This is a genomic window from Candidatus Paceibacterota bacterium, assembly GCA_028697015.1.
Classification (GTDB): Bacteria; Patescibacteriota; Minisyncoccia; order Minisyncoccales; family GWA2-38-27; genus JAQVFW01.
On record JAQVFW010000004.1, the window covers coordinates 12,578 to 37,468 of the forward strand.

The following is a 24,891-nucleotide window of genomic DNA, read 5'->3' on the forward strand; positions in this document are numbered from 1 at the left end:
GAGGAAAGCGCCCATAAAAGCGCTTTCCTTTTTGTCTAATTTCTGCTTTAATAGAATTATCCTTTTTAAAAATATGCGCATTAACAAAACAATTGCTACTTTAATTTTTGCCGATTTGCTTCTCCATTCTGGATGGGGATTATTTTCTCCTATCTTTGCTATTTTTGTAACAGACCAGATCAAAAATGGAAGTCTTGAAATGGTCGGTTTTATCGTTGCCACATATTGGCTGGTCAAATCAATAATCCAGCCGTTTTTAGCCAATTTTTTAGATATTAAAAAAGGAGAAGAAGACGACTTTTTTTCTCTGATACTTGGAATGACTCTTGCAAGCTTTGTTCCTTTGGGATATTTTTTTGCAACTAACTTATTCCATGTTTTTTTTCTTGAAGCGATAAGAGGAGTGGCTATGGCCTGTGTTGTTCCCAGTTGGTACGGGATTTTTACAAGGCATATAAACAAGGACTGGTATGCTTTTTCCTGGAGCGTTCATAGTACCGCTCTTGGAGTGATGCTTGGATTTTCAGCTGCTTTTGGAGGAATAATTGCAGTTCTTTTGGGATTTAGAGTCCTTTTTATCGTTGTTTCCCTCCTTGGTTTTTCCGGAGTTTTAACTCTTCTTTATGTAAGGAAAAGGATATTATCGGATGAATTTCAAAATTCTTCATTTTTTTCTTCTAAGGACTTTGAAAACAAAGATTCTTAATTTTTTAAATTTATGAAAATTAAGGGCGGTATAAATAAAGAACTTGCTGAAATTTTCAATAAAATTGCAGATTATTTAAGGTCTCAGAAAGTTGAATTCAAGCCCCATGCTTATCAAAGAGTGGCGATTAGTATTTCTTCTTTGGAAAAAGAAGTAAGCCGGATTTATAAAGAAGAAGGGCTAAAGGGCCTTATGGAGATTCCGGGAGTAGGAGAAAATATTGCTCTAAAAATAGAGGAATATATTGAAACAGGAAAGGTGAGCGATTATGAAAAAATAGGGAAAAAAATTCCTCCTGGAGTTTTTGAAATCGCAAAGATAGAAGGGATAGGATTAAAAAGAGCACAGATTCTTTATAAAAAACTAAAGATAAAGGATATGGGCAGTTTGGAAAAGGCGGCAAAAAAAGGCCTTATAGCCCCTCTTTTTGGCTTTGGAGAAAAAACGGAAAAAAACATACTGGAAGGAATAGCTTTTTTCAAAACAAGAAAAGATAAAATTTCCATTGCCGAGGCCTTTCTTATTGCAGAAAGAATAAAGAAAGAGCTTCTTTCTTTGAAAGAGGTTGAAGAAATAAGCGAGGCGGGTTCATTAAGAAGAAGAAAAGAATCAATTGGAGACATTGATATTATAATCGCGTCAAAAAGCCCAAAAAAGGTTATGGATTTTTTTGTTTCTTTGCCAGGAATTACAAAAATTTGGGGAAAAGGAAAAACCAAATCTTCAATACAGCTTAAGGAAGGGATTGATGTTGATCTTCGCGTCGTTTCAAAAGAAAACTATGGTTCTGCTCTTTTGTATTTTACCGGCTCAAAAGAGCATAATATTAAAATAAGGAAAATAGCTATCTCAAAAGGCCTTAAACTTAACGAATATGGAATTTACAAAGGAAAAAAACGATTGGGAGGAAAAACGGAAAAAGAGATTTATTCAATCTTGGGCCTTTCCTACTTGCCGCCTGAACTTCGGGAGGACAAAGGAGAGATTGAAGAGAAAAAAATTCCCAATCTCTTAGAATTAAAAGATATTAAAGGAGATCTTCATTGCCATTCTTTGTGGAACGGAGGACAGAACAAAATAGAAGAAATAGCAAAGACGGCCATTGAAAGAGGATATGAATATATTGGCATTTCTGACCATACAAAATTTTTGAAAATTGAACGCGGGCTTGATGAAAAACAGTTAATAGAGCAAAGGAAAGAAATTGATAAGATTAATGTTCAATTAAAGGGAAGAATTACTCTCTTGCAGGGATGCGAATGCAATATTTTAAATGATGGCAGCGTAGACATTCAAGAGAAAGAATTAAGAAAACTTGATTATGTTATTGCCGGAGTCCATTCTAACTTAAAAATGAGCAGAGATGAAATGACAAAAAGAATTATTACGGCAATGAAAAATCCAAACATTGACATTATTTCCCATCCGACTGGAAGATTAATAAATCTAAGAGAAGAATATCGGATTGATTTTGAAAAAATCTTAAAAGTTGCAAAGGAAACGGGAACAACCTTAGAAATAAACGGGTCTCCTTACAGATTGGATTTAAAAGATATTTATATAAGAAGAGCGAAATCAATCGGAGTAAAAATGATAATAGGAAGCGACGCCCATGAGAAATCCCAGACCAGGTTTATGGAATTTGGAGTTTTTCAGGCAAGAAGAGGATGGGCGGAAGAAAAAGACATAATCAATTCTTTTTCTCTTAATAAATTTTTAAAATTGCTCAAGCGAAACAATCAAAATTAAATATGCTAAAGGAATTATCATTTGGAGCAGTCCTTTTCAGAGTAGAAAAAGGAAAAATATATTATCTTCTTTTGCAGCATTCAAAAAATTATTTCAATTTTCCTAAAGGAGGACTTGAAAAAGATGAAGGAGCAATAAGAGCTGCAAAAAGAGAGATTTTGGAAGAAACTGGCATTAAAGACGTTAAAATAATAAAAGGATTTAAAGAAAAAAATAATTATATTTTCAGGCAAAAAGGGAAATTAATTTTTAAGACCGTTATTTTTTTTCTTGCGCAGACCAAAGAGGAAAAGGTAACGATTTCAAAAGAACATATCGGATATAAATGGCTTTCTTATGAAGATGCTACAAGCTTTTTAAGAATAAAAGATTTAAAAAAGATATTAAAAAAAGCAGATGATTTTTTAAAATCTCTGCAAAATAAAAGCAGATAGGTATATTATTGTGTATCTATACAACCAAGCTCGAACTTATTTTACCAAAAATCTCTGAAAAAATCCAACGAGAGAAAGTGGCCGCCCGCTTTGCGGGCGGCCATGACCCGTCCTGTGGCGGCACACGCCTGCGGCGAGCAAAGCAGAAATTTTTCCAATTTTATTTTTTGTGCCCCCAATTTTTAATTTTTCCATAACGTAGGAAAAATTTCTGCTTTGCTTTTCTCCTAACGGAGAATTGCGCCGCCCTCGCTCAAGATTTTTAGCAAAAAGAAAAAGGGCGACACTCGTTGAGCATCGCCCCTGTCAGCCGTCCTCGTGAAGTTCACTCGGACTGCTGGGTTGTGTGGGGAGCCTGCACTTCGGACTTGTCGGAGCTTTTCGGCTCCGGCTTGTCCTGCGGCTGGCTCTCCTCCTGTGCCTTGGTCTTGACCTGGATTTCGGTGATCTTGTCACCGTCCAGGATGGCCTTGCACTTGGACATAGCGCACCTCCTTTCTCTAGGATTCGTTCGCGAATTGGTACTCGCTGTACGGCATGCCTGACGAAATCTTCTTCTGGTAGGCATTCAAGATCATGTCTCTTGCCTCTCTAGGATCGACTTCGAACTTACAGGTGTACACCGTTGCATCGAAGTCATCCCACTGCTCGTAATCCCAATCGCCGATCCAGTGTTGCGTTGCGGTGTACAACGCAGTGTTCGGGAACGGCGTAAGAAAAGAGAAGTTGAGAAGCGATGGTTCTATCCGTTCCACCAAAGAGACGGTGTCCAGGATGTCTTGCTTGGTTTCACCCGGCACGCCTATGATGAGGTATGCCCCCGGCTTAATCCCCACCCGATGACAGAGATCAAAAGCGTGGACAATCTTTTCACGCGTGAACCCTTTGACAAGGAACTGGAGGATTCTCTCGCTTCCGGATTCCACGCCGAACAGAAGCTCGACGCAACCGGCCGCCTTCATCGCTTCCAGCATTTCCTCATCAACGGTATCAACCCGACCCTGGGTGCTCCACGGGGTCCGTAGAGATCTTTCCTGGAGCGTCTGGCACAAAGCGATGACACGCTTTTTGTTGACCGTAAAAAGATCATCGAAGTAAAAGATGTCATCCGGGGCGTAGCGCTTTTCTAGAAAAAGCATCTCTGCGGCAACATCCTCCGCGTCGCGGTACCTCACTCGTCTGCCGGTTACGGTCCGATCGCAAAACGAGCAACTGAACGGACAACCCCGCGATCCCATGATGTGAACCGAGGTTATCTTTGCCGAATTAAGCCATCGCGCGAGGTAGGCCTTTTCGTCAAAGATTGTGCGATCCGGCCAGGGAATCGTTCTAACGTCAGGAAGCGTCGGATCCACTCTTGTACTAATGACGTTCCCATCTCTATTGATTATGAGGTTAGGAACATCACTGAGCGATTCGCAGTTCTCCAGACGACGGAGGATGAGAGGTAGTAGATCCTCCGCTTCTCCTTTGACGACGATATCGATTTCAGTGCCCTTGCTGAAATCTTGTTGTTGTATAGCAAGAGCACTAGGGCCGGGACCGCCCAGGATTACTGTGGTTGTAGGATTGTACTTCTTCACAATCTTCGCAACCAATTCAGCAGCCTTGATTTGCCGGATCGTAGCCGAGATCAGCACGACGTCGGTGGTCAAGTCATTGACCCTTTGCCAAAAATGATCTTCCTCGATCATTTGGCCGTCAATAAGGTCAATTTGCACGTCCTGCGCCCGCAAGACAGCCGCCAAATATCCTATCCCAAGAGGAGGGTAGGGCGTTTTGGCAAATTTGTACGGAATGGGCGGGAAGACAAATGTCGCCTTCACTTTTTACCTCCTTTCTGGCATTGAGTTTTGAAAGAACCGATGGACTGATTGATTTATAGCATAAAATACTGCATAATACAATAGTGTGAACATAATAATACTCCTTGGTTTCGGCTCAAGTCGGCGTATTTACATAACCTTGCTTTTATTTTCTAACTATGATATAAGGGTTTATTTATAGGTACGCTGATCTTTGACAACCAAAAAAGGAGGTAAAAACTATGATGACGACTCGAAAATTCCAGCGTACCAAAGAAGACTTCACCTGCGAACGGTGCGGATTCTTTGTACGCGGAAGCGGCTACACGAACCACTGTCCGCAGTGTTTGTGGAGCAAGCACGTTGACGTGAATCCCGGCGACCGCCAGGCGACATGTCAAGGGCTCATGGAACCCGTGAGCGTGGAGCTCAAGGGCGGAGAATACATCATTCTCCATCGCTGTAACTCGTGCGGTTTCGAGAAGCGGAATAAGGCGGCGAAGGACGACAACTTTGACGCAATTCTCCAACTCTCAAGCCGTCCAACCAAACGGTAGAAATACCAGAAAGGAGTGAATGTAATGAACGCGAAGTCCAGTTCCGGCACGCCGTTGCCGCTGGTTCAGCCCGACTGGTCGCCGGTCGCAACGGTGCGATGCGATTACCAGTCGGCTGGACAGCGCGAAGACGGCAAGTACGTCGAGCACGATACGATTCCTCATCTCTGTCACATCGAGATGACGTACGCGTGCAACGAGAAGTGCATCTTCTGCTACAACCCCGAGCGAGCGAAGCTCGGCGACCTCTCCGCAATTGACCGGCTTGTCCGTTCGGTCGCGGAGAGTCAGATTCCCCACGTGTACCTGATCGGCGGTGAGCCGAGCCTGCTACCCGTGGAGAAACTCAACGAGTACATCGAGTTGCTTTCCGAGCATTCGTCGGTGACCATCGTCACGAACGGTCTCCGGCGGCTCAAGGGCGTCTCGAGTAAACTCGCCTGCTTCGGAGTTCCGATCCACGGCGCGAATACCGAGACTCACGAGTTTCTGAATCAGTCCAAGGGAAGCTTTAAGAAAACCTTGGAAACTATCAGACACTATGTGAGTGAAGGCCACGACGTGCGGTGTATTCCGGTTCTCACCGGCTACAACTACAATCAGATGTACGATATCATCGGCATCGCAGCGAACCTCGGCATGGAATCCATCTATGTCGATCGTTACGAAGACGGCGGTATCGGCGCGGTTAACTCCCGCGGCTATCGTCTCAAGCCGACGCGCGAGCAGTTCCACATCGCCGTGGGGCAGATCATCCAGGCCAAGCGCGACTTCACGGTCTTCGGAGGGCGGGTCGGATTCGGCACTGCCATTCCGTACTGCTTGGACGAACGGATGATCACTGAGGGCATCACCTCGAACTGCGGGGTTGGCACGTATTTCTGCGCGATCAATCCCAAGGGCGAATTCCGGATGTGCAATCAGTCGCAACTCGTTTTCGGCAACCTGTCGGACGAGCCGATTGAAGTGATCTGGAGCAAGCCCGCGCTCGACATCTTCCGCGATCTGTCGTGGGTCGGCGAGCCGTGCAAGTCGTGCGAACTTCTGCTCGACTGCACGGGCGGCTGCAAGGTTGATGCGAACTGTTCCAACAAATTCTGCATCGACTACGCGGCTCGCGGGCTTTCCAAGCCCGTCGCCGAACTTGTGGCGAAAGTAGAGCACTGCCGGCCGGCCGATATGTATCCGGAAAACTATCGGATCTTCCGACCGAACCGGTACATGAAGCTCACTACGCGGTACCCGGAGAAATTCCTGGTAACCCGCTACCAGACAGTGAAGCTCGATGCGATGGCGCTTGAGATGGCGCAAGCCATCAAGAGCGGAGCCATCATCAGCGAGCGCGATCTCGTCGCCAGATTCATCGAGCGGGTCGAGAAGCCAGAAATCCGGCTTTTCGTGAGCAAGATGCTTCAGGTGGACGCGCTCGATCTCATCGGGGAGGTGCACCATGCCGCTCCGTGAGATTCACTGGGAGGTCACCAACAGGTGTAAGCTCCGATGTAAGCACTGCCTGCCGATGTCCGGTCCTCCGCGACCGGGCGAACTCACGACCGAAGAAGCAATGGCGGCTTTAGATTCGTTCAAAGGCGCCGGAGCTTCCAAGGTTTTCTTCACGGGCGGCGAACCGTTCAGTCGCAGGGATTTCACGGATTTGCTTGAGCGGACGGTGGCGTTGGGGATGCGAGCATCCGTTATCACCAACGCTACCTATCTTAGAGGCGAAATCCTCGGACTGCTCAAGCGACTGGAAGTCAAGCTCGGGATCAGTCTCGATGGGGCGAATGAAGCAACCAATGACGCGATTCGCGGCAAAGGAAACTTCAAGCAAGCCATCGAGGCTCTCAAGCGATGTCAGGAGAACGACATTGCAGTCACACTCTATGTCACAGTCACGGTGGCGAACATAGGACAGCTGGACACTTTTGCCCGGCTCACCAAGGAGTATAGCTGTAACGGTATTCACTTCAACGAAGTGGCCATCGCCGGTCGCGCCATCGGCTTCTCGGACGAGCTTGCTCTCTCCGATGATCAGAAGCGGCGTTTGCCGGAGTTGGTTGCGCAAGCGACTCAAGACGTTTTCGGAGAGAAACTTTCCGAAACGGACGATCTCTGTTGGGTGGATGCCGAAACGCTCTACATGACAGCCGAGGGAAAGCTTTACGTCTGTAGTGAAGTTTTCCAGCGTCGCCTGGACCTCGCCATCGGCAATATCCGTTCGTTTCCGCTCAAGGAGTGGTTGGAGCGTAACACTTCTGCTTACTCCGGCCACGGAAACAAGTGTTGCTATGGTGTGCGTGCGAGCGAGCATGTGGTCTTTGTCGGAAATGTTGCGCCGGAGTGCCCGTTTGCCCCGCGCAAGCAGGGTATCGAAACTCTGTCGCAACTCTATGACGCTCTCGATGAACTCTACCAAGGAATCGAGCAAGACTGCCGCGACTGCCAAGACCCCGATTGCATGGGTTATATCTGGTTGCTCAAGAAGGAAGCGGAGCGGCTGTATGAGCGAGGAGTGCCGTTGGTGCAAGTCAACAACGGCCCCACATTCATTCATTCGTTTCCCGCAACGGTCAACGGCAAACCGAATCTTTCGGTTCGGTATCCGCCGTGCAGTCAGTTGTGTAGCGACAGTCGAAGGTGTAGCATCTACGAAGACCGGCCGCTCGTCTGCCGTCTCTACCCGTTGGGTCTTGAGACGAAAGAAGACGGTACGATCGTGTGGGCGCTTCATCGAGACTGTCTCCATATTCGGAGGATGGAAGAGCGCGGTACGCTTCCAGCTTTCGAAAACCGTGTCCGAAACATCATCAGCAACCTCTCGCCAGAATTGCTGGAAGAAATCGTCGAAACCTACCGCGCGGTAGATGCGGTTTCTTCTTTCCCCGACGGCGAGAACAACTACAGTTCTTTACAGGAGGTGCGCTATGTCCAAGTGCAAGGCCATCCTGGACGGTGACAAGATCACCGAAATCCAGGTCAAGACCAAGGCACAGGAGGAGAGCCAGCCGCAGGACAAGCCGGAGCCGAAAAGCTCCGACAAGTCCGAAGTGCAGGCTCCCCACACAACCCAGCAGTCCGAGTGAACTTCACGAGGACGGCTGACAGGGGCGATGCTCAACGAGTGTCGCCCTTTTTCTTTTTGCTAAAAATCTTGAGCGAGGGCGGCGCAATTCTCCGTTAGGAGAAAAGCAAAGCAGAAATTTTTCCTACGTTATGGAAAAATTAAAAATTGGGGGCACAAAAAATAAAATTGGAAAAATTTCTGCTTTGCTCGCCGCAGGCGTGTGCCGCCACAGGACGGGTCATGGCCGCCCGCAAAGCGGGCGGCCACTTTCTCTCGTTGGATTTTTTCAGAGATTTTTGGTAAAATAAGTTCGAGCTTGGTTGTATAGATACACCACTACAAAACAAGACGGCTTTTTGAGAGCCAAATCGTGGGCGGCACGCAGTGCCGCCCATTGGTTTTTGTGCGGAGAATCCTTGCCGCTCGGCGCGGCAAGCCGCGCCTCGCGGTTGGCCAAAACGAGGTTCGTTCTTGTGCGATTTTGGAATTCTGTCTCGCATTTGCTTTGCCTACAAAAAGAATTTTTACTTGACTTGGATTTATGCTATACTGAAGTCGTGCTCAACAAGTCGAAGGACTTTTTTGATCGCCGTCTTGGACAATTCGAAGTTCTTCGAGTTGAGCACACCAGGGCGGCGATTTAAGTATTATATTTATGCAAAACACTATCTCGCAAAAATTCTTTTTGTATGCCCGCAAGTCCACTGATGTGGAAGATAAACAAGTGCGGTCTATCGATGACCAACTTGCAGAATTACGCGCTTTTGCCAAAACCGAAGGGCTAAATGTTGTTGATGAGTTTATAGAAAAGCAGTCCGCCAAAATTCCGGGCCGTCCAATATTCAACGATATGCTCAACCGCATTGAACACGGCGAAGCTAACGGAATTTTGGCGTGGCACGCGGACAGATTGGCGCGCAATTCTGTTGATGGCGGACGAATAATTTATCTCTTGGATTGCGGGCATATTGCGGCGTTGAAATTTCCGACGCTATGGTTTGAGAATACGCCGCAAGGAAAATTTATGCTCAACATTGTTTTTGGGCAAAGCAAATATTATGTTGATTCGCTTGCCGAAAATACACGCCGAGGATTGCGCCAAAAAGTGAAGCGCGGCGAATATCCGGGCGTTGCGCCGGTCGGCTACATAAATGACGTTCGCACTAAATCAATCATTGTGGACAAAAGAAAATCGGTTATCATTCGCCACGCGTTTGAGCTTTACGCGCAAAACGGCTCGCGCCTTGAAGACATCTCAAACTTTTTGGCGCAGAACGGAATGCTTTCAAGCGGCGGCAAGCAAATCAACCGAGACAGAATTTCTTTTATCCTTTCCAATCCGTTTTATGTCGGCCTCTTTCGCTACGCCGGAGAGGTCTACGAGGGCAAACACCAGCCAGTCGTCTCAAAGAAAATTTTTGACAAGGTACAGGAAATTTTGAAGGAGCGCGGCCGGCCGCACCATAAACCGAAGAACGAGCCGCAACCGTTCTGCGGTCTCATGCGTTGCGCCGAGTGCGGCATGGGGATAACTGCCGAAAAGCAAAAGGGGCATATTTATTACCGCTGTACCAAAAAGCGCGGCAACTGCTCTCAACCTTATGTCCGCGAGGAAGAATTAAATCGGCAGTTATCCCGACTCCTTCAAAAATTTTCTTTGAGACCGGATTGGGCGGCAGAAATGAGGAAAATGCTTGAAAAAGACAAAACAGAAGCCGCCCAATCCGCAACCGCTTTTGTTCAAGAAGCGCGGGAGAAAATCGAAACGATCTCGCTCAAGCTCCAGCGACTTTTAGACGGCTATCTTGAGCAAGTTATTGAGCAGGAAATATACCGAGTGGAAAAGGCAAAACTCTTAAGCGAGAAAAAGTCGCTGGAGGAGCAATCTTTCAATCTTGAACAAAAGCGGACTGGCTGGCTCGAACCTATGGCGGAATGGATAAAAGAGGCAGAGAATCTGCCTAAAATCGCGCGGGAGAGCAACCTTTTCGTCAAAAAGGTTGCTGCCAAAGAAATCTTTGGCTCGAACCTCGTCTTGGCCAACCGCGAGGCGCGGCTTGCCGCGCCGAGCGGCAAGGATTCTCCGCACAAAAACCAATGGGCGGCACTGCGTGCCGCCCACGATTTGGCTCTCAAAAAGCCGTCTTGTTTTGTAGTGGTGTCCTCGGCAGGAATCGAACCTGCATTTAGAGTTTAGGAAACTCTCGTTCTGTCCATTGAACTACGAGGACAATTTGTTCTTCGAGATGATACTAACAGAATTTTTCCTTGCTGACAAATTTTTTTATGTTATAATACCTACTGATGAAATCGCCAATTATAGAAGTTGCTAAAAAAGCTTGTCCTGCCGTTATAACTATTGTAATTTCAAAAGACCTTCCAAAGGTGGAAGGTTTTTATATGCTTCCTTTTGGAGAAAAAGAGTATATTATGCCTAAAATTAAGGATGGTAAGACAGAAATGCAAAAAATAGGAGGAGGATCGGCTTTTATTGTTTCTCCGGACGGATATGTCCTTACTTCCTGCCATGTTGTTGAAGATAATGAAGCCGAATATACCGCATTACTTGAACCGAGTGAAAAATATATTGCAAGAGTTCTTGCGAGAGACCCGATAAACGATGTTGCCATTTTAAAAATAGAAGAAAAAAATCTTCCTTATTTGGAACTCGGGGATTCTGATAAAGTTGAGCTTGGAGAAGACGTTGTTGCCATAGGAAACGCTCTTGGAGAGTTTCATGACACCTTAAGTTCCGGAATTGTTTCTGGTCTTTCAAGGTTTATAAGGCCTTTTAATAATTTTAGTGGCCAAACAGAGAATTTAAGGGGGCTTATTCAAACCGATGCGGCTATAAATCCAGGAAATTCAGGAGGTCCTCTTGTTAATATGGAATCAGAAGTAATAGGAATAAATACAGCTGCTATTGTTGGCGCCCAGAACATGGGTTTTGCAATACCCATTAACTATGCCAAAAAGGACTTAAAAGAGGTTATGATGTACGGAAAGATGAAAGTTCCTTTTCTTGGAATAAAATATATTATTATAAATAAGGAAATAGCCGAGAAAAACAACTTGCCGGTTGATTATGGCGCCCTTATAATAAGAGAACGATTAGGAGATCCTGCGGTAATAAAAAATTCAGCGGCCCAAAAAGCCGGGCTTAAGGAATTTGATATTGTACTTAACATTGGAGAGGAAAAGATTGATGTCGATAATCCGCTTTCAAGGATAATCAGCAATTACAATATCGGAGACAAGGCCGAGCTTCTATTTTTAAGAGACGGCAAAAAGATAAAAACAAAAATAGAACTTAAGGAGAAGATATAAAAAAAGGGGAAATGCCCCTTTTTTTAGTATACCTAATTCAAATAATCAAAATAATAAGGAGCGCCGTATCTTATTTCCAATATCTCCTTATACCTTAAAATAATAAAAAAAGAGAACAGCAATCCTACTAAGAAAATAACAATAGCTGCTACTATTATTGGGACTTTTCTGTTTAAGTTTATCATTTATAAGATTATTTAGTGGGTGACCGACGCGACTCGAACGCGCAACCACTTCGGCCACAGCGAAGTGCTCTGCCAATTGAGCTACGGTCACCATTGTAAAAGGCATTCTACCTTAATTTTGCTTCTAAATCAAGAATTTTATTTTCTATTTCAGTATTTTTTTACAAAAAAATCCCAAGCAGGTTAATGCCTGCAAGGGATTATTAAATCTTATTTGAACGATATTATTTGAATTTTGGGATACCGAGAAAAAAGAGATTTCTTTTTTTCTTCTCTTTCTTTTGTTGTAACAATATACAAAACATCAAATCCGTGATAAGCGGAAAGAATGAACTGGTCCCCATTAACGTGGCAAAGGACAGTGCCGATGTTTATTACTGGTATTACAACGCTGGCGTGGACGCCCAAATTAGCTAGACGGTCTTGAACCTCTGCCTGGTTTTTTTCCAGTATATTTCTTGCCAACTGCCTTTCTTCTAATTTTTTTGTTTCTCGGCCTAACGGACCAAATTCTCCGATCGGAAAGCCGGCTGTTGTGAAAGCTTCGTTAATTTGCGTTCCTCCTCCTACACAAACAACTACAAAATATTTTTGACTCAGTTCTTTAATCCAATGCAACACATCAATATTAATCGTGTCACCTGACATTTTAATAAGACAATTTTTTCTTGACATTCGGTTTCTCATTTTCAAAATTTCAAAGATCTGGCTTTCAATCTAGCTTAAGATAATAAAAAAATCAAGATTGAAAAGAGAAATAGGAAAAGTATTTCGTGCTTTTTTTAGGAAATGCTTTTAATTCTAGTGCTCTCGGCAGGACTCGAACCTGCACTCTTTTCCTTAGAAGGGAATTGCTTTATCCAATTAAGCTACGAGAGCGGATTTTCTATTCTAAAACAAAAAACCGTTTAGTCAACCTTAAAAAGCGATTTGTTTATAATTTAAAGAATAAAGAAAAACTTTCTGAATTAATCCAGCTTGAGGGAGGAATATATATATCCTTTATTCTTTCCTCTTTTCTTAGATTATTTAAAAAAAGAAAAAGTGTTTCTGTGTCAGGAGAAAAACCGTATATAGAAAAAGAAAAATTCTCATCTTCAAAATTAGATTTGCTAATTGAAAAATCGTTGATAATTATTCCTTCTGGGGCTATTTCATATATTCTTTTAATAAAATTCTCGTTACTTGGAATATTTTCTGTTTTTTTTGTAAATTTTATTTCTTGATTATCCGGAATGTATTCTTTTTTTTCAAATTTTCCTCTAGCAAAAAGAAGAGCAAAACTAAGAAAGGCAATAAGCAAAAAAAGAAGAAAAATAGAAAGAATTATTCTTTTTTTTTCTTTTTCTAAAGAGGAATTTTTCATATTCTTTTAAAAGGGGAAAATTTTATCTACTTTTTTATCGGTAAATAAAAGTAAAAAGTTGTTCCTTTTTCTTCTTCTGACTTAAACCAAATCTTCCCTTTTTCATTTTCAATAATGGATTTGGCGATAAAAAGGCCAAGTCCGGTTCCTTTTTCTTTCCTTTTTTGGGAATTTTTCGATCTGAAAAACTTTTCAAATATGTTTTTTTGGTCTTCTTTGGGAATTCCAAATCCAGAATCTTCTATTTTAAAATATACTTTGCCGTTTTTCTTGGTAATTGAAATATTCACTTGTCCATTTTTTTTATTATAGCAAATTGCGTTATCAAGAAGATTTTCAATAACAAGCTTTATTTGTGAAGGGTCTATAAAAACAAAAGGAATATTTTCATCTGCTTGAAGAATTATTTTCACATCAAGATTTTCGGCAAATATTTTAAAGCGGGAAATTGCATCCTCTGTCGTTTTCTTTAGATCAACATCTTCCCTTTTTAAATTAATCTTTTCTTCCTGTATTCTAGAGGCGATAAAAAAATCTTCAACCAATTCCGTTATTCTTTCGATGTTTTCCCTTAGATTTTTAATGTATTTTTTTTGCTTTTCTATGTCGTCTTCTTCTTCTAGTATTTCAAGGGCCCACTTCAAATTAACAATAGGGGACCTTAATTGGTGAGAAACAATATTAATGAATTCTGACTTTATTTTTGAAATTTCAATAGTTTTTTCAAAGTTCTTTAAAATTACGAAGGAAACTATAAGGAGAAATATGTTTACTATTATCACAATAAGAGCGGCGAGAGTCGGCTCTTCTATATTTTTTATCGCTATAAGATAAAGGATTATAGAGGTAAAACAGATAATTATTCCGAGTATTAGAAAAAGAAGCTGGGGGGATCTCCAAAAAGAACCGTTATCTTTTCTGTATCTTGAATATTTTTTCATTTTTCATTTTACTTAAATCAAGTTGAATTATAGCAGATATTTTTTAAAAAGTATATGATTATTTGTGCTATTATTTGATATTTTTCTCTAAAAATGATATAGATATATTGCCTTTACTAGAGTTTTTTACTTAATTTTTCGGGGTATAGTGCAACGGCAGCACGAGTCCTTTGGGAGGATTTAATCTCGGTTCGAATCCGAGTACCCCGACAAAGAGTCCGCGGGTATGGTGTAACAGCAGCACAAGACTCTTCCAAGGTCTTAGCACGGGTGCAAATCCCGTTACCCGCTCCAATAAAAAAGAATGGAATAAAATTCCATTCTTTTTTAAAACTGAGCATTTTTTGTTATCTGGCGTATTCAACGGCTCTATTTTCCCTTATTACAGTCACTTTTATTTCTCCCGGATATTTCAGTTCTTCCTGAATTTTTTCGGCAATTTCTTTTGCCATTTTTTTTGCGGCAAAATCGGAAATTTCATTGGGTCTTACGAAAATTCTTAATTCTCTTCCTGCTTGAATTGCGTAAGCTCTTTCTATCCCGGGAACGTCAGAGGCAATTTGTTCAAGATCTTCAAGCCGTTTAAGGTAATTTTCCAAAGTATCTTTTCTGGCGCCCGGTCTTGCTCCTGATATTTGGTCGGCTGTTTGAACTAAAATTCCTTCAAGAGATTCAGTCGGGTATTCTTCATGGTGGGATTTCATTGCGTCTATCACTTCCTTTTCTACTCCGAACTTCTCAAGTATTTTGATTCCGATATCGACATGGGTTCCTTTTACCTGATGGTCTATCGCTTTTCCTATGTCATGTAAAAGACCTGCTTTTTGAGCTACTTTAACGTTTCCGCCAACTTCAGATGCAAGTCCAGCGGCAAGGTGGGAAACTTCAATCGAGTGAAGAAGAGCGTTTTGACCGTAACTTGTTCTAAACCGCAACCGTCCAACAAGATTTACGAGGCGAGGATTAAGTCCCATTATTCCGGTGTCATATATGGCTTTTTCTCCCGCTTCTTTAACTTGCGAGGCTATTTCTTCTTCGGCTTTTTTTACCATCTCTTCTATTCTAGCCGGCTGTATTCTTCCGTCTTTTACTAATTTTTCTAGAGCATTTTTAGCTATCTGTCTTCTTATCGGATCAAATCCCGAAATAGTGACTGCTTCAGGGGTATCGTCGACTATAATCTCGACTCCTGTAAGTTTTTCCAAAGTATTTATATTCCTTCCTTCTTTTCCTATTATTCTTCCTTTTATTTCATCAGATGGAATAGAAACAGTTGTTGTTGTTATTTCCTGAGCATGCGACATTGCGCACCTTTGGATTACCATGGTGAGAATTTCTTTCGCTCTTTTTTCCATCCTTTCTTCTCCTTCCTCTTCAAGTTTTCTTAGCCGCAACAAAAGGTCTTTTTCATATTCTTTTTCTGTTATTTCCAACAGTTCTTTTTTTGCTTCCTCTTTTGAAAGAGAAGATATTCTTTCAAGATTTGAAGATGCTTCAAGATGGAGATTTTCCAAATTTGCCTTGATTTCTTTCAGTTTCTCAACTTTTTTGTTAAATTCTTTTTCTCGATTTTCAATATCTGTTATTTTTTCTCCCAGCAAGTTTTCTCTTTTAAGGAGAAGTCTTTCGGCTTTGAATATCTCTTTTTTTTGTTCTTCTGTTTCTCTGGCGGCTTCTTCAAGTATTGCTGATGATTTTTCTTGCGCTTTTAATAACAGCTCTTCAGTTTCTTTTTTTACTTCGGAAATTCTTTTTTTGAGAGTTGTTTCAATCTTGTCCGCTCTTTTTCTAGCGATTGATTGACGAGCGAAATATCCGAATATTGAACCTGCCGTCAAAGCCAGAAATACCGCTACAAGCAGGATTAACTGGTTCATGTTTTTAAGAGAAGAAATTGGCTATTTTCCCCGTATCGCTTTTTTCCTTTGTCGTTTCTTTTCGGTTTATTTTTGAGATTGATAATGATAGAAAGCTGTCAAAAAAACTCTAAAGAATGAAAGCGGGAACAAGGTGAGAATTAATCCAAAATCTAATAATTAATTTTTTGCCTTTTTTTTCGGGCAGAATATTTTCTATCTTTTTTAAAAGGCAAAAACAAAAAACAAGGATTAATCTAATCCTTTGTTTTAATAACTTCATCTATTACTCCGTACTTCTTTGCTTCTTCCGCTGAAAGGTAGAAATCTCTATCTGTGTCCTTTTCTATTTTTGAAAGAGGATTTCCGGTTTTTTTAACCAAGATTTTGCTTATCTTGTTTTTAATCTTGATAATTTGTTTCGCGGTAATTTCTATTTCTGTTGCTTGTCCGCTTACTCCTCCCATTACTTGATGAAGCAATATTTCCGAATTTGGAAGGGCAAACCTTTTTCCTTTTTCTCCGGAAGCCAGAAGAACAGCGCCCATTGAACCTGCAAGCCCGAAGCAGATTGTCACAATAGGGCATTTTACATACTGCATCGTGTCGTATATCGCAAGCCCCGCGGTTACAGATCCTCCGGGGGTGTTGATATAAAGCTGGATGTCTTTTTTGGGATCAACACTTGCCAAAAAAAGCATCTGAGCAATAACCACATTGGCCAGATTATCGTTTATCGGGCCAGCTAAAAAAACAATCCTTTCTTTTAAAAGACGCGAATATATATCGTAGGCTCTTTCTCCGTAATTTGTCTTTTCAAGTACCGTTGGAATCAAATTCATATTTTAATTTTTGTTTTTTTAGATAATTGCTCCGTTTGAAGCTGATGTTTAAAAGGAGCGACCTTGTACGAGCTTTACAAAAGCTCAAGAATTATTATACACAATTTTCCAAAATTTTGAAAGTTTTTTCTCTGATTAAGGATTCTTTCACATAATCTCTTATTTCTTCAGGAGTTAACTTTATCTCTTTAACGTCTTTATAATGGCTCATTATCTTTTTTGTCTCTTCTTCCACTTCCTCTTTTGTCGCGTCAATTTTTTCTTGTTTTGCGATTTCTCTTAAGATAAGAAGACCTTTTATTTTCTTTTCGGCTTCATCGGAAAATGCTTTTTTCATTTCTGTTTCATCTTTTTTCGTCTTTTCTATATACTCTTCAAAAGAAAGATTGAAGTTTTCTTTAATCCCTTTTTTAAAGTTTTCAAAAAGAGCTTCTTCCTCTTTTTCTTTTAATGCCCCCGGGGTATCAAAGGGCGTTTCTTTAATTATTTTATCTATTATTTCCGTTCGAACTCTTTGCAGTTCGGCTTTTTCTTTCTCTATTTTTAATCCTTCCCTTATACTTTCTTTAAAGTTTTCCAGTCCTTCAAATGCGCCAAGGGTTTTTACAAATTCGTCGGTTAAATCTGGCAGTTCCATTTTTTTAACAGAAATAAGGACAATATCAGCAAGAACTTCTTTTCCTTCTTTTGTCTTTGTTTTAATCCCTTTTTTTTCCTCTCCGTTTGACATTCCAATCAAGGCCTCTTCAAAACCGTCCATAAAGCTTCCTTGCCCCAAAACAAAGCCGTCTTTATACTTTTCTCCTCCCAAAATAGAATATTCAATTTCGACAAAATCTCCTTTTTCTGCCGGAGAATCTTTAAGTGAAAGAATTGTTCTTGATTTTTGAACCCATTTTAAGGATTCTTCAATTTCATTTTCTTCAACGCTTATTTCTTTTTTTTCGCATTTTTTAGCTATTTCTTTATAGTCGGGCAGCTTTATCTTTGGAATAACACAGACCTTAACCTTAAACTGAAAGGGATTTCCCTTGGCAATTTTTACAATACTTGCTTCCGGTTTTGATATTATTTCAAGATTATTATCCAAAACCGCCTCGGAAAAAGATTTTTGTATTGCCAAGTTTATCGCTTCGGACAATATTTTTTCTTCTCCTAGGTTTTCTAATATTGTTTTTTCCGGGACTTTTCCTTTTCGAAATCCATCTGCTTCAAAATCTTTTCCGATTTCAAGCAGCGCTTTTTTTTCAAACTTTTCAAATTCATCAGCAGAAAGCTCAAAGTCAATCTCAATATTTGAATCGGGTAAATTATTTATTTTCGTTTGCATATTTTATCACAGCTTCGTTTATTATTTCTTTTGCTTTCTGCTCGTTTTCCCATTTCTCTATTTTAACGTGTTTGTATTTTTCTTTTTCCAGCTTTTTATAGTCGGAAAAAAAGAGTTCTATTTCATCTTTCAAGTGTTCTCCGATATCCTCTATGTTTTTAACTTCTTTAAATCGAGGATCAACTTCTTTTGTGGGAACGGCTATTATTTTATTATCGATTCCTTTTTCGTCGCTCATAAGAAGAACTCCTATGGGGCGGGCTTTTATAAGGCATCCGGAGAAAGTTGGACGGCTCATAATCAAAACAACGTCTATTGAGTCGCCGTCTCCCGATTTTGTTCTGGGAATAAAACCGTATTCAAAAGGAAAATACATTGGCGAAAAAAGAGTTCTGTCCAGCTCAAAGTATCCGCCTTCTTCGTTATATTCATACTTATTATTTGACCCTTTTGGGATATCAATAACGACATTTATTTCTTCAGGGGGGTTTTCTCCCGCTGGTATGTCTTTGAATAAATTTGTCATATTTTTTGAAAGCAATTCTTTAAGTTTTTAATTTTAAAAAACCGCCTTTTTTATTTTTTAAGTTTATTCTTCTTCGTTTTCTTCTTCGTCTGATATAATTTCATCTCCGTCTTCAGATTTTACGTCTATTTTCCATCCGGTAAGCTTTGCGGCAAGGCGGACATTTTGTCCGTCTTTGCCGATAGCAAGAGAAAGCTGGTCCTCTGGAACAATGCAAAGAGCTTTGTTTTTAGGCATTACTTTAATCTGGCTTATCTTCGCCGGAGAAATGGCGTTTTCAATGAATTTTTCCGGTTTGTCTGAATATTCAATTACGTCTATTTTTTCACCTCCAAGCTCGCTTATTACAGCCATAACTCTTGAACCTCTTTGTCCGACAGTGCTTCCTATTGGGTCAATTCCTTTGGCTTTTGATTCTACTGCTATCTTTGAACGAGAACCCGGTTCTCTGCTTATTGCCTTAATGACTACAGTTCCTTGGGCTATTTCCGGAACTTCAATTTCAAAAAGCTTTGAAACCATTTTGGGATGTGCCCTTGAAAGAACGACAACAGGCCCTTTTGGGGTCTCATCGGTTTTTAAAACATATACCTTAAGGCGCTGGTTTGGCTTGTAAAATTCTCCGTAAACTTGTTCTTCTTTCGGAAGAATTCCAAGTGTTTTTCCTATATCGACATAGATATTCTTTCCTTCTATTCTTTGTATAACGCCCGATATTATCTCACCCTCTTTGTCTTTATATTCGCTCAAAATCGTGCTTCTTTCAGCTTCTCTTATTTTTTGAAGAATAACTTGCTTTGCTGTTTGGGCGGCAATTCTGCCAAAAGATTCTTTCTCTTCAAGGGGAATTTTAAGCTCGTCTCCCGGTTTTAGTTTTTTGTCGATTTTTTTTGCTTCGTCAATCATTATATGGCGCTCAGGATTGAATCTTATTTTTTTTTCTTCTTCTTCCGGTTTTTTGCCCTTCTCCGCTTCTTCTTGAGAAAAATTGTCTTTTAGCGCTTCAAGCTCTTCCTCGGAATAAATCATATCCTCGGAGAGAACATTTTTTATTTGCCAAAAAGAAGCCCGGCCGGTTGCTTTATCCAGCTTTGCTTTTATAATCTGGGCTTTTCCGGCATATTCTTTTTTATATGCCGCGGCTATGGCCGTCTCAATACTTTCTATTACGCTTTCCTCTGGTATTCCTTTTTCTTCCGATATTTGGGTGATTGCCGATGTGAAATTTTTTAAGTCCATATTTTTTTAATTAAAATGCCCGTTTTTCTTGAACGGACAGCATCTTCATTTTATATTAAGGAAAAACTTTTGTCAAATTTTTAAACTCCCTCTTGCTTTAGAAAAACAATGTATTATAATAAACGGTGTGCTGATGTTTGACTTAAAAAGCCACTTGCCTTATTTTTTAAATAAGATAAAATAAAAAAAAGAAATAAATCTATGGACAAGAAAATTTTAATAGTTGAGGATGATAAGTTCCTAAGGGAGCTTATATCCCAGAAACTTTCCAAAGAAGGATATGAGATCGTTGAAGCTGCTGACGGAGAAGAAGGGGTAAAGAAGGCGAAAGAAGAAAAGCCTTCTCTTGTTCTCCTTGATTTGATTCTTCCGGGAATTGACGGCTTTGATGTTTTAGAGCGATTGAAAGAAGATTCTGCTCTTGAAGGAATTCCTGTTATAATCATTTCAAATCTTGGCCAAAGGGAAGATATTGAAAGAGGACTGAAAATGGGAGCTGTTGATTTTTTGGTCAAAGCGCACCATACGCCGCTTGAGATAATCGAAAAAATAAAGGAATTTTTGAAATAAAGCAACCTTTGTTTAAAGTTGAATTAATAAACAAAAATTTGGAGGCGCTTTGCTGTCGCCTCTTATTTTTTAACCTTTTTTGCTAAAAAAATGCCTGAATTGCCCGAAGTTGAAACAATAGTCCTTGATCTTAAGGAAAAAATAATCGGAAAAACGATTAAAGATGTTTGGACGGATACTCCTAATATAATAAAAAAGCCCAAAAACTTTTCTCTTTTTAAAAAAGAAATTATTGGGAGGCGGATTGAAAAAATATTCAGAAAAGGAAAAAATATCGTTTTTGTCCTGTCGGGAAATTATTTTCTCTTAACTCATTTAAAAATGACCGGGCATTTTCTTTTTGGAAAATGGACATTTAATGAAAAAAGATGGGTTTCTCAGAAAGAGGGCCCTTTGAATGACCCGATGAATCTTTTTATAAGAGTAGTTTTCTTCTTTGAAGACGGATTTATGCTTTCTCTTTCTGATCTTAGAAAATTTGCCAAAATGGAATTATCCAAAGAAGAGCCGGATTTTCGCCTTTTAGGGCCTGATATTTTTGAAATTTCTTTTGATAATTTTTTTGAAAAGATTAAGAATCAAAAAGGAAAGATAAAGCAGGTTTTAATGAATCAAGAACTGGTTTCCGGAATAGGCAATATATATGCCGATGAAATCCTTTGGAAATCAAAAATACATCCTTTTAAAAAAGCAGATTCTTTAAGTAAAGAGGAAATAAAACTTATTTTCAAATTCTCGCAAGAAATTCTTAAATTATCATTGAAATTGAAAGGCGACAGCATGAGTGATTATCGGAGAGTTGACGGAAGCAAGGGAGAATTCCAAAAAGAGCATAAAGTATACAGAAGAACCGGAAAAAACTGTTTTGCTTGCAAAGAAAAAATAGAAAGGATAAAAATAGGAGGGAGGAGCGCTCATTTTTGCCCAAATTGCCAAATATTATGATTATTTTTCTTTACGGAAAAGATACTTATAGAATAAGGGAAAAGACAAGAGAGATTATTTCCCGTTATGGCGAAAAACATAAAAGCGGCGTTAATTTAAGGCGCTTTGATTGTCTTAGGGATAATTTTTCAATGAAAGAAATTGCCGTTCAATCTTCTCAAAAGTCAATATTTGAAGAAAAAAAGCTTTATCTTCTTTCTGGCGTTTTCTCAAAAAAAGACGAATTTTTAGAAGAAATAGACAGTTTTGTTTCTTCTGAAAATATATTTTTACTTTCAGAAGAAGAAGTGGATGAAAAAGAGAAGACCTTTAAGATATTGAAAGAAAAATCTTCCTTGCAGAAATTTGATTTTTTAAGCGGGGCAAATCTTAAAAAATGGATTAAAAAGGAATTTGAAAAATACGGAAAGACGATAGATGAAAAAGCTCTTTTTCTTTTTGCATCTTCCGTTAAAGGGGATCTGTGGAAAGCGAGCAATGAAATCATTAAAATTTCCTGTTTTTCGGAAAAGAAAGAGATAACGGAAGAAGACATAAAAAAGTTAACTTGCTTTGATATTAAAAGCGAGATTTTTAAGACAATTGACGCTATAGCTGAAAAAAAGAAAAAAGAGGCGATAGGGCATATTCGATCTCATATTGAAAAAGGAGAAAATCCTCTTTATCTTTTAACTATGATTATTTACCAATTCAGAAATATTTTAACTGTTAAAGACCTTCTTGAAAGAGGAGAAGATTACAGTAGTATTCTTAAAAAGACAAAAATGCATCCTTTCGTCTTTAGAAAAACCTATAATCAATCTTTAAAATTTACTTTGCCGGAACTAAAAGAGATTTATAAATATTTAACAAAAGCCGACCTGGATATTAAAACAGGTAAAAATCAAAAGGAATTGTCTTTAGAGCTTTTAATTGCCGCTCTCTAGCTTTTGGATTGCCTTGGTAAGCCGTGACTTTTTTCTTGAAGCGTTTTTTTTCTTTATTACTCCCTTTTTTGCCGCCTTATCCAGGGCCTTGTAAATTTCGGGAATCATTTTTTTTGCTTCTTCTTTCTCTTTCTTTCCAATCAATAAATTGACTTTTTTAACAAGTCCTCGGCTTTTTTTGATTGAATTTCTGTTTTCAATCCTCCTTTTTTTATTTTGTAAAAGCGCCTTTTGCGCAGATTTTGTTGTTGGCATGATTTTATATGCTAGCATATAAAAGCCAAACTTGTCAAAGGAGTTTTCCTGTTATATCATCAAAACAAGCTCTTTTTACTTTGGTTAACAGCTCTTTTTAAACAGAAGGAGAAAAGATGAAAACTCAAAAGCTTTTTAGAATCATTATTCCTTCTTTTCCGGAGGTAAATATTTATTCTCGGGCCGCTCGTTTTACAACGGCTCTTGGGCCTATTATGGTTGCAACTGCCGCCAATCTTACCACAAATTGGCAAGTTGAAGTTATTGATGAAAATAATTACCGCGGTCATCGTTTTTTAGGCCTTCCGGACCATTCTTTTCTTCAAAAAGAAAGGCCTGCAAGCGCGGTAGGATTTTATTGCGGACTTACAAGCACGATTGAGAGGGTTTGGGAGCTTGCCAAATTTTATCGCAATCAGGGGGCTTTTACCGTAGCCGGCGGCTGGCACGCTTTTAACTTTCCAAAAGAACAGCTTGAACATGATATTCATGTTGTGGTTCACGGAGAAGGAGAAGGAGCGATTGGAAAAATTTTAGATGTTTTTTCAGGAAGGGAAGTTTCCCTTTTTGAAATTCCCGGAATTTCTTTTCTGGATAAAAAACATCCTGTCATTGCAAAAGGACGCTTGGAATTTCCGAATTTAGACAATCTTCCTTTTCCCGACTTTGGCCTGCTAAAGTATGCCAAGGTAAAAATTTATCCGATAGGGAGAATAAGGGGCTGTTCTAAACTCTGCGAATTCTGCAGCGTCAGGGGAAAATCCCGCTGGCAGAGTCCTGAATATTTGTTTAATTTGGTCAGCTTGCTGAATTCAGCAAGAGGAGCTAAAAAGTTCTTTCTTGTTGATGATAGAATGGAGGAGGATTTTGAAGGGACTTTTCGCTTTTTTGAAATGGTTAGGGAAAAATTTAACAATTCTCTAAGAATTAATGTTCAAACGCGGCTTGAAACCGCAAAAAAGCCGGAATTTCTAGAGCTAATGAAAGAAGCTGGGGTTTCCAGCGTTTTTGTTGGCTATGAGTCCCCTGAAACGGAGGACTTGAAAGCCATGAAAAAGGGATATTCTTCTTCAAAAATGGTTGAATGGACGAAGATTCTTCGAAAATATTTTTGGGTGCATGGCATGTTTATTTTCGGGTATCCTAAAAAAGGCGGCAACAAATCCCCAAAAAACGGAAAAGAGAGGGCTAAAATATTTTCCCGTTTTATTAGGAAGGCCGGACTTGATAGCGTTCAAGTCCTTCATCCTATTCCCCTTCCGGGAACGGAATTAAGAGCGCGGCTTGAAGAAGAAGGAAGGATTTTTCCTCTTAGTGTGGTTCCTTGGAAAAAATATGACGGGAATACAGCTTGTTTTATTCCTGATGATATGACCGTCAGGGAATTTCAAGAGCTTCCTATAAGGATAATGAGGGGATTTTATGGATTTTCAAGCTTTTTCCGCCTCTGTCTGAGAACGGTTCTTTTTCCTTTTGACTATTTTCTGAGAGGATGGTCTGTTTGGCACAGTGCCTGGAAAAGGGACTTTGTTCGCTATTTCGGGCATCGGCTTGTCGTTGCCTGGCAAAAGAAGCAAAAAGAGGAAAGGTTTGTGGAAAAATTGGAAGATTATTTGAAAAAATAATGCTCTTTTGAAATAGGAGCGCAAAAGAAAACTTGCGCTCCCTTTATTTAATGAAGAAAGAGGGTTATAATAAAAATATGATATCTTATCTTGAAGGAAAAATTATCTTAAAAAAGGAGAAGTACGTTGTTCTTTTTTCAAACGGAATCGGGTATAAGATTTTTTTATCCCAAAAAAATATTTTAAAAATAAAAGAAAACGAAAAAATATCTTTTTTTTCTTTTTTGGAGGTGAAAGAAAACGCCCTTAACTTGTATGGTTTTTTAAATTCAGAAGAGCTTGAGTTTTTTGAAACTGTAGAAAAAATAAGGGGGGTGGGGCCGAAGGCCGCCCTTGAAATATCTTCAATAGGAACTTTGAAATCTTTAAAAGAAAGAATATTAAAGCAAGACGAAGGACTTCTCTATGGAATTTCCGGAATCGGAAAGAAGAAAGCGATGGCTATTCTTTTTGAACTTGGAGAGAAAATAAAAAAAGGAGCTTCCCATAATAAAGGAGATGTTGTTCTTGAGTCACTGGTTAATCTTGGTTTTTCGCGCCAAAAGGCAAGGGAAACTATTTCGGAAATTGATTTTGAAGGGAAAACCGTTGAAGAGAAAATCAAAATCGCCCTGAAGGTCTTGGCAGAGAAAGGATTGTAAAA

The 24,891-nt window shown here is 39.9% G+C and carries 25 protein-coding genes and 5 tRNA genes; 15 read left to right on the top strand and 15 right to left on the bottom strand.

Annotated features, from left to right (window positions below; all coding sequences use genetic code 11):
- Nucleotides 1–73: 73 nt before the first annotated feature.
- From PHH50_02045 to PHH50_02055, 3 genes are read left to right on the top strand one after another with little or no spacing between them, the layout of a single operon-like run.
- Nucleotides 74–706, top strand: a complete 633-nt coding sequence (locus PHH50_02045) for an MFS transporter (GenBank protein ID MDD3729082.1) — start codon at nucleotides 74–76, stop codon at nucleotides 704–706.
- A gap of 12 nt (nucleotides 707–718) precedes the next feature.
- A complete protein-coding gene (polX, locus tag PHH50_02050; GenBank protein MDD3729083.1) occupies nucleotides 719–2,455 on the top strand; it encodes a DNA polymerase/3'-5' exonuclease PolX in 1,737 nt (578 codons plus the stop codon).
- A 2-nt stretch (nucleotides 2,456–2,457) separates the two neighbouring features.
- A complete protein-coding gene (locus PHH50_02055; GenBank protein MDD3729084.1) occupies nucleotides 2,458–2,889 on the top strand; it encodes an NUDIX domain-containing protein in 432 nt (143 codons plus the stop codon).
- Between the two features lie 325 nt (nucleotides 2,890–3,214).
- Here the strand turns inward: PHH50_02055 and PHH50_02060 are convergent, their stop codons facing one another.
- Both PHH50_02060 and PHH50_02065 read right to left on the bottom strand, forming a co-directional pair.
- Nucleotides 3,215–3,373, bottom strand: coding sequence for a hypothetical protein (locus PHH50_02060; GenBank protein MDD3729085.1), 159 nt, complete (start codon nucleotides 3,371–3,373; stop codon nucleotides 3,215–3,217).
- A gap of 16 nt (nucleotides 3,374–3,389) precedes the next feature.
- The gene (locus PHH50_02065) at nucleotides 3,390–4,715 is read right to left on the bottom strand and encodes a radical SAM protein (protein MDD3729086.1); all 1,326 of its coding nucleotides are present in this window, start codon (nucleotides 4,713–4,715) and stop codon (nucleotides 3,390–3,392) included.
- A 224-nt stretch (nucleotides 4,716–4,939) separates the two neighbouring features.
- Between PHH50_02065 and PHH50_02070 the strand changes: the two genes are divergently transcribed.
- The 4 genes from PHH50_02070 to PHH50_02085 are packed head-to-tail and all read left to right on the top strand — an operon-like array spanning nucleotide 4,940 to nucleotide 8,334.
- On the top strand, nucleotides 4,940–5,251 hold the full coding sequence (locus tag PHH50_02070) for an RNHCP domain-containing protein (protein MDD3729087.1): 312 nt from the start codon (nucleotides 4,940–4,942) through the stop codon (nucleotides 5,249–5,251).
- A 24-nt stretch (nucleotides 5,252–5,275) separates the two neighbouring features.
- The gene (locus tag PHH50_02075) at nucleotides 5,276–6,715 is read left to right on the top strand and encodes a radical SAM protein (protein MDD3729088.1); all 1,440 of its coding nucleotides are present in this window, start codon (nucleotides 5,276–5,278) and stop codon (nucleotides 6,713–6,715) included.
- Nucleotides 6,702–8,207 carry a radical SAM protein gene (locus tag PHH50_02080; GenBank protein ID MDD3729089.1) on the top strand — a complete coding sequence of 502 codons (1,506 nt, stop codon included), beginning with the start codon at nucleotides 6,702–6,704 and terminating at the stop codon, nucleotides 8,205–8,207. Before PHH50_02075 ends, PHH50_02080 begins: the two co-directional genes overlap by 14 nt.
- On the top strand, nucleotides 8,176–8,334 hold the full coding sequence (locus tag PHH50_02085; GenBank protein MDD3729090.1) for a hypothetical protein: 159 nt from the start codon (nucleotides 8,176–8,178) through the stop codon (nucleotides 8,332–8,334). The genes PHH50_02080 and PHH50_02085 overlap by 32 nt, the downstream gene beginning before the upstream one ends.
- A 2,137-nt stretch (nucleotides 8,335–10,471) precedes the next feature.
- Here the strand turns inward: PHH50_02085 and PHH50_02090 are convergent.
- Nucleotides 10,472–10,546: transfer RNA gene (locus tag PHH50_02090), tRNA-Arg, on the bottom strand.
- Between the two features lie 73 nt (nucleotides 10,547–10,619).
- Here PHH50_02090 and PHH50_02095 point away from each other — a divergent pair.
- Nucleotides 10,620–11,642, top strand: a complete 1,023-nt coding sequence (locus PHH50_02095) for a trypsin-like peptidase domain-containing protein (protein MDD3729091.1) — start codon at nucleotides 10,620–10,622, stop codon at nucleotides 11,640–11,642.
- Nucleotides 11,643–11,674: 32 nt separating this feature from the next.
- Here the strand turns inward: PHH50_02095 and PHH50_02100 are convergent, their stop codons facing one another.
- From PHH50_02100 to PHH50_02125, 6 genes are all read right to left on the bottom strand, one after another.
- The gene (locus PHH50_02100; protein ID MDD3729092.1) at nucleotides 11,675–11,827 is read right to left on the bottom strand and encodes a hypothetical protein; all 153 of its coding nucleotides are present in this window, start codon (nucleotides 11,825–11,827) and stop codon (nucleotides 11,675–11,677) included.
- An 18-nt stretch (nucleotides 11,828–11,845) separates the two neighbouring features.
- Nucleotides 11,846–11,918 (bottom strand) — tRNA-His (locus tag PHH50_02105).
- A gap of 119 nt (nucleotides 11,919–12,037) precedes the next feature.
- A complete protein-coding gene (locus PHH50_02110) occupies nucleotides 12,038–12,514 on the bottom strand; it encodes a hypothetical protein (protein MDD3729093.1) in 477 nt (158 codons plus the stop codon).
- Nucleotides 12,515–12,632: 118 nt separating this feature from the next.
- A tRNA-Arg gene (locus tag PHH50_02115) sits at nucleotides 12,633–12,706 on the bottom strand.
- A gap of 55 nt (nucleotides 12,707–12,761) precedes the next feature.
- On the bottom strand, nucleotides 12,762–13,193 hold the full coding sequence (locus PHH50_02120; protein MDD3729094.1) for a hypothetical protein: 432 nt from the start codon (nucleotides 13,191–13,193) through the stop codon (nucleotides 12,762–12,764).
- 26 nt (nucleotides 13,194–13,219) lie between these two features.
- Complete coding sequence (locus PHH50_02125) at nucleotides 13,220–14,134, bottom strand: HAMP domain-containing sensor histidine kinase (protein ID MDD3729095.1); 915 nt, start codon at nucleotides 14,132–14,134, stop codon at nucleotides 13,220–13,222.
- A gap of 139 nt (nucleotides 14,135–14,273) precedes the next feature.
- Between PHH50_02125 and PHH50_02130 the strand changes: the two genes are divergently transcribed.
- Nucleotides 14,274–14,344 (top strand) — tRNA-Pro (locus PHH50_02130).
- Nucleotides 14,345–14,354: 10 nt separating this feature from the next.
- A tRNA-Gly gene (locus PHH50_02135) sits at nucleotides 14,355–14,428 on the top strand.
- Between the two features lie 53 nt (nucleotides 14,429–14,481).
- Here PHH50_02135 and rny read toward each other — a convergent pair.
- The 5 genes from rny to nusA all read right to left on the bottom strand — a co-directional run bounded on the left by rny (nucleotide 14,482) and on the right by nusA (nucleotide 19,927).
- Nucleotides 14,482–16,011 (bottom strand): ribonuclease Y, encoded by a 1,530-nt coding sequence (gene rny, locus PHH50_02140; protein MDD3729096.1) that lies wholly within the window; start codon nucleotides 16,009–16,011, stop codon nucleotides 14,482–14,484.
- 236 nt (nucleotides 16,012–16,247) lie between these two features.
- A complete protein-coding gene (locus PHH50_02145) occupies nucleotides 16,248–16,832 on the bottom strand; it encodes an ATP-dependent Clp protease proteolytic subunit (GenBank protein ID MDD3729097.1) in 585 nt (194 codons plus the stop codon).
- A gap of 94 nt (nucleotides 16,833–16,926) precedes the next feature.
- On the bottom strand, nucleotides 16,927–18,162 hold the full coding sequence (tig, locus tag PHH50_02150; GenBank protein ID MDD3729098.1) for a trigger factor: 1,236 nt from the start codon (nucleotides 18,160–18,162) through the stop codon (nucleotides 16,927–16,929).
- Nucleotides 18,143–18,688 (bottom strand): inorganic diphosphatase, encoded by a 546-nt coding sequence (locus tag PHH50_02155; protein MDD3729099.1) that lies wholly within the window; start codon nucleotides 18,686–18,688, stop codon nucleotides 18,143–18,145. Before PHH50_02155 ends, tig begins: the two co-directional genes overlap by 20 nt.
- A gap of 63 nt (nucleotides 18,689–18,751) precedes the next feature.
- Nucleotides 18,752–19,927, bottom strand: a complete 1,176-nt coding sequence (nusA, locus tag PHH50_02160) for a transcription termination factor NusA (protein ID MDD3729100.1) — start codon at nucleotides 19,925–19,927, stop codon at nucleotides 18,752–18,754.
- A gap of 201 nt (nucleotides 19,928–20,128) precedes the next feature.
- On the opposite strand from nusA, the gene PHH50_02165 reads away from it, so the two are divergent.
- From PHH50_02165 to holA, 3 genes are all read left to right on the top strand, one after another.
- Nucleotides 20,129–20,497 carry a response regulator gene (locus tag PHH50_02165; protein ID MDD3729101.1) on the top strand — a complete coding sequence of 123 codons (369 nt, stop codon included), beginning with the start codon at nucleotides 20,129–20,131 and terminating at the stop codon, nucleotides 20,495–20,497.
- Between the two features lie 90 nt (nucleotides 20,498–20,587).
- On the top strand, nucleotides 20,588–21,442 hold the full coding sequence (gene mutM, locus PHH50_02170; GenBank protein MDD3729102.1) for a DNA-formamidopyrimidine glycosylase: 855 nt from the start codon (nucleotides 20,588–20,590) through the stop codon (nucleotides 21,440–21,442).
- On the top strand, nucleotides 21,439–22,368 hold the full coding sequence (gene holA, locus PHH50_02175; protein MDD3729103.1) for a DNA polymerase III subunit delta: 930 nt from the start codon (nucleotides 21,439–21,441) through the stop codon (nucleotides 22,366–22,368). The genes mutM and holA overlap by 4 nt, the downstream gene beginning before the upstream one ends.
- Here holA and rpsT read toward each other — a convergent pair.
- Nucleotides 22,351–22,623, bottom strand: coding sequence for a 30S ribosomal protein S20 (gene rpsT / locus PHH50_02180; protein MDD3729104.1), 273 nt, complete (start codon nucleotides 22,621–22,623; stop codon nucleotides 22,351–22,353). The two genes, holA and rpsT, sit on opposite strands and share 18 nt — an antisense overlap.
- Nucleotides 22,624–22,739: 116 nt before the next feature.
- Here rpsT and PHH50_02185 point away from each other — a divergent pair, with 116 nt between their 5' ends.
- On the top strand, nucleotides 22,740–24,248 hold the full coding sequence (locus PHH50_02185; protein MDD3729105.1) for a radical SAM protein: 1,509 nt from the start codon (nucleotides 22,740–22,742) through the stop codon (nucleotides 24,246–24,248).
- A gap of 77 nt (nucleotides 24,249–24,325) precedes the next feature.
- The gene (locus tag PHH50_02190) at nucleotides 24,326–24,889 is read left to right on the top strand and encodes a Holliday junction ATP-dependent DNA helicase RuvA (protein ID MDD3729106.1); all 564 of its coding nucleotides are present in this window, start codon (nucleotides 24,326–24,328) and stop codon (nucleotides 24,887–24,889) included.
- Nucleotides 24,890–24,891 lie beyond the last annotated feature (2 nt).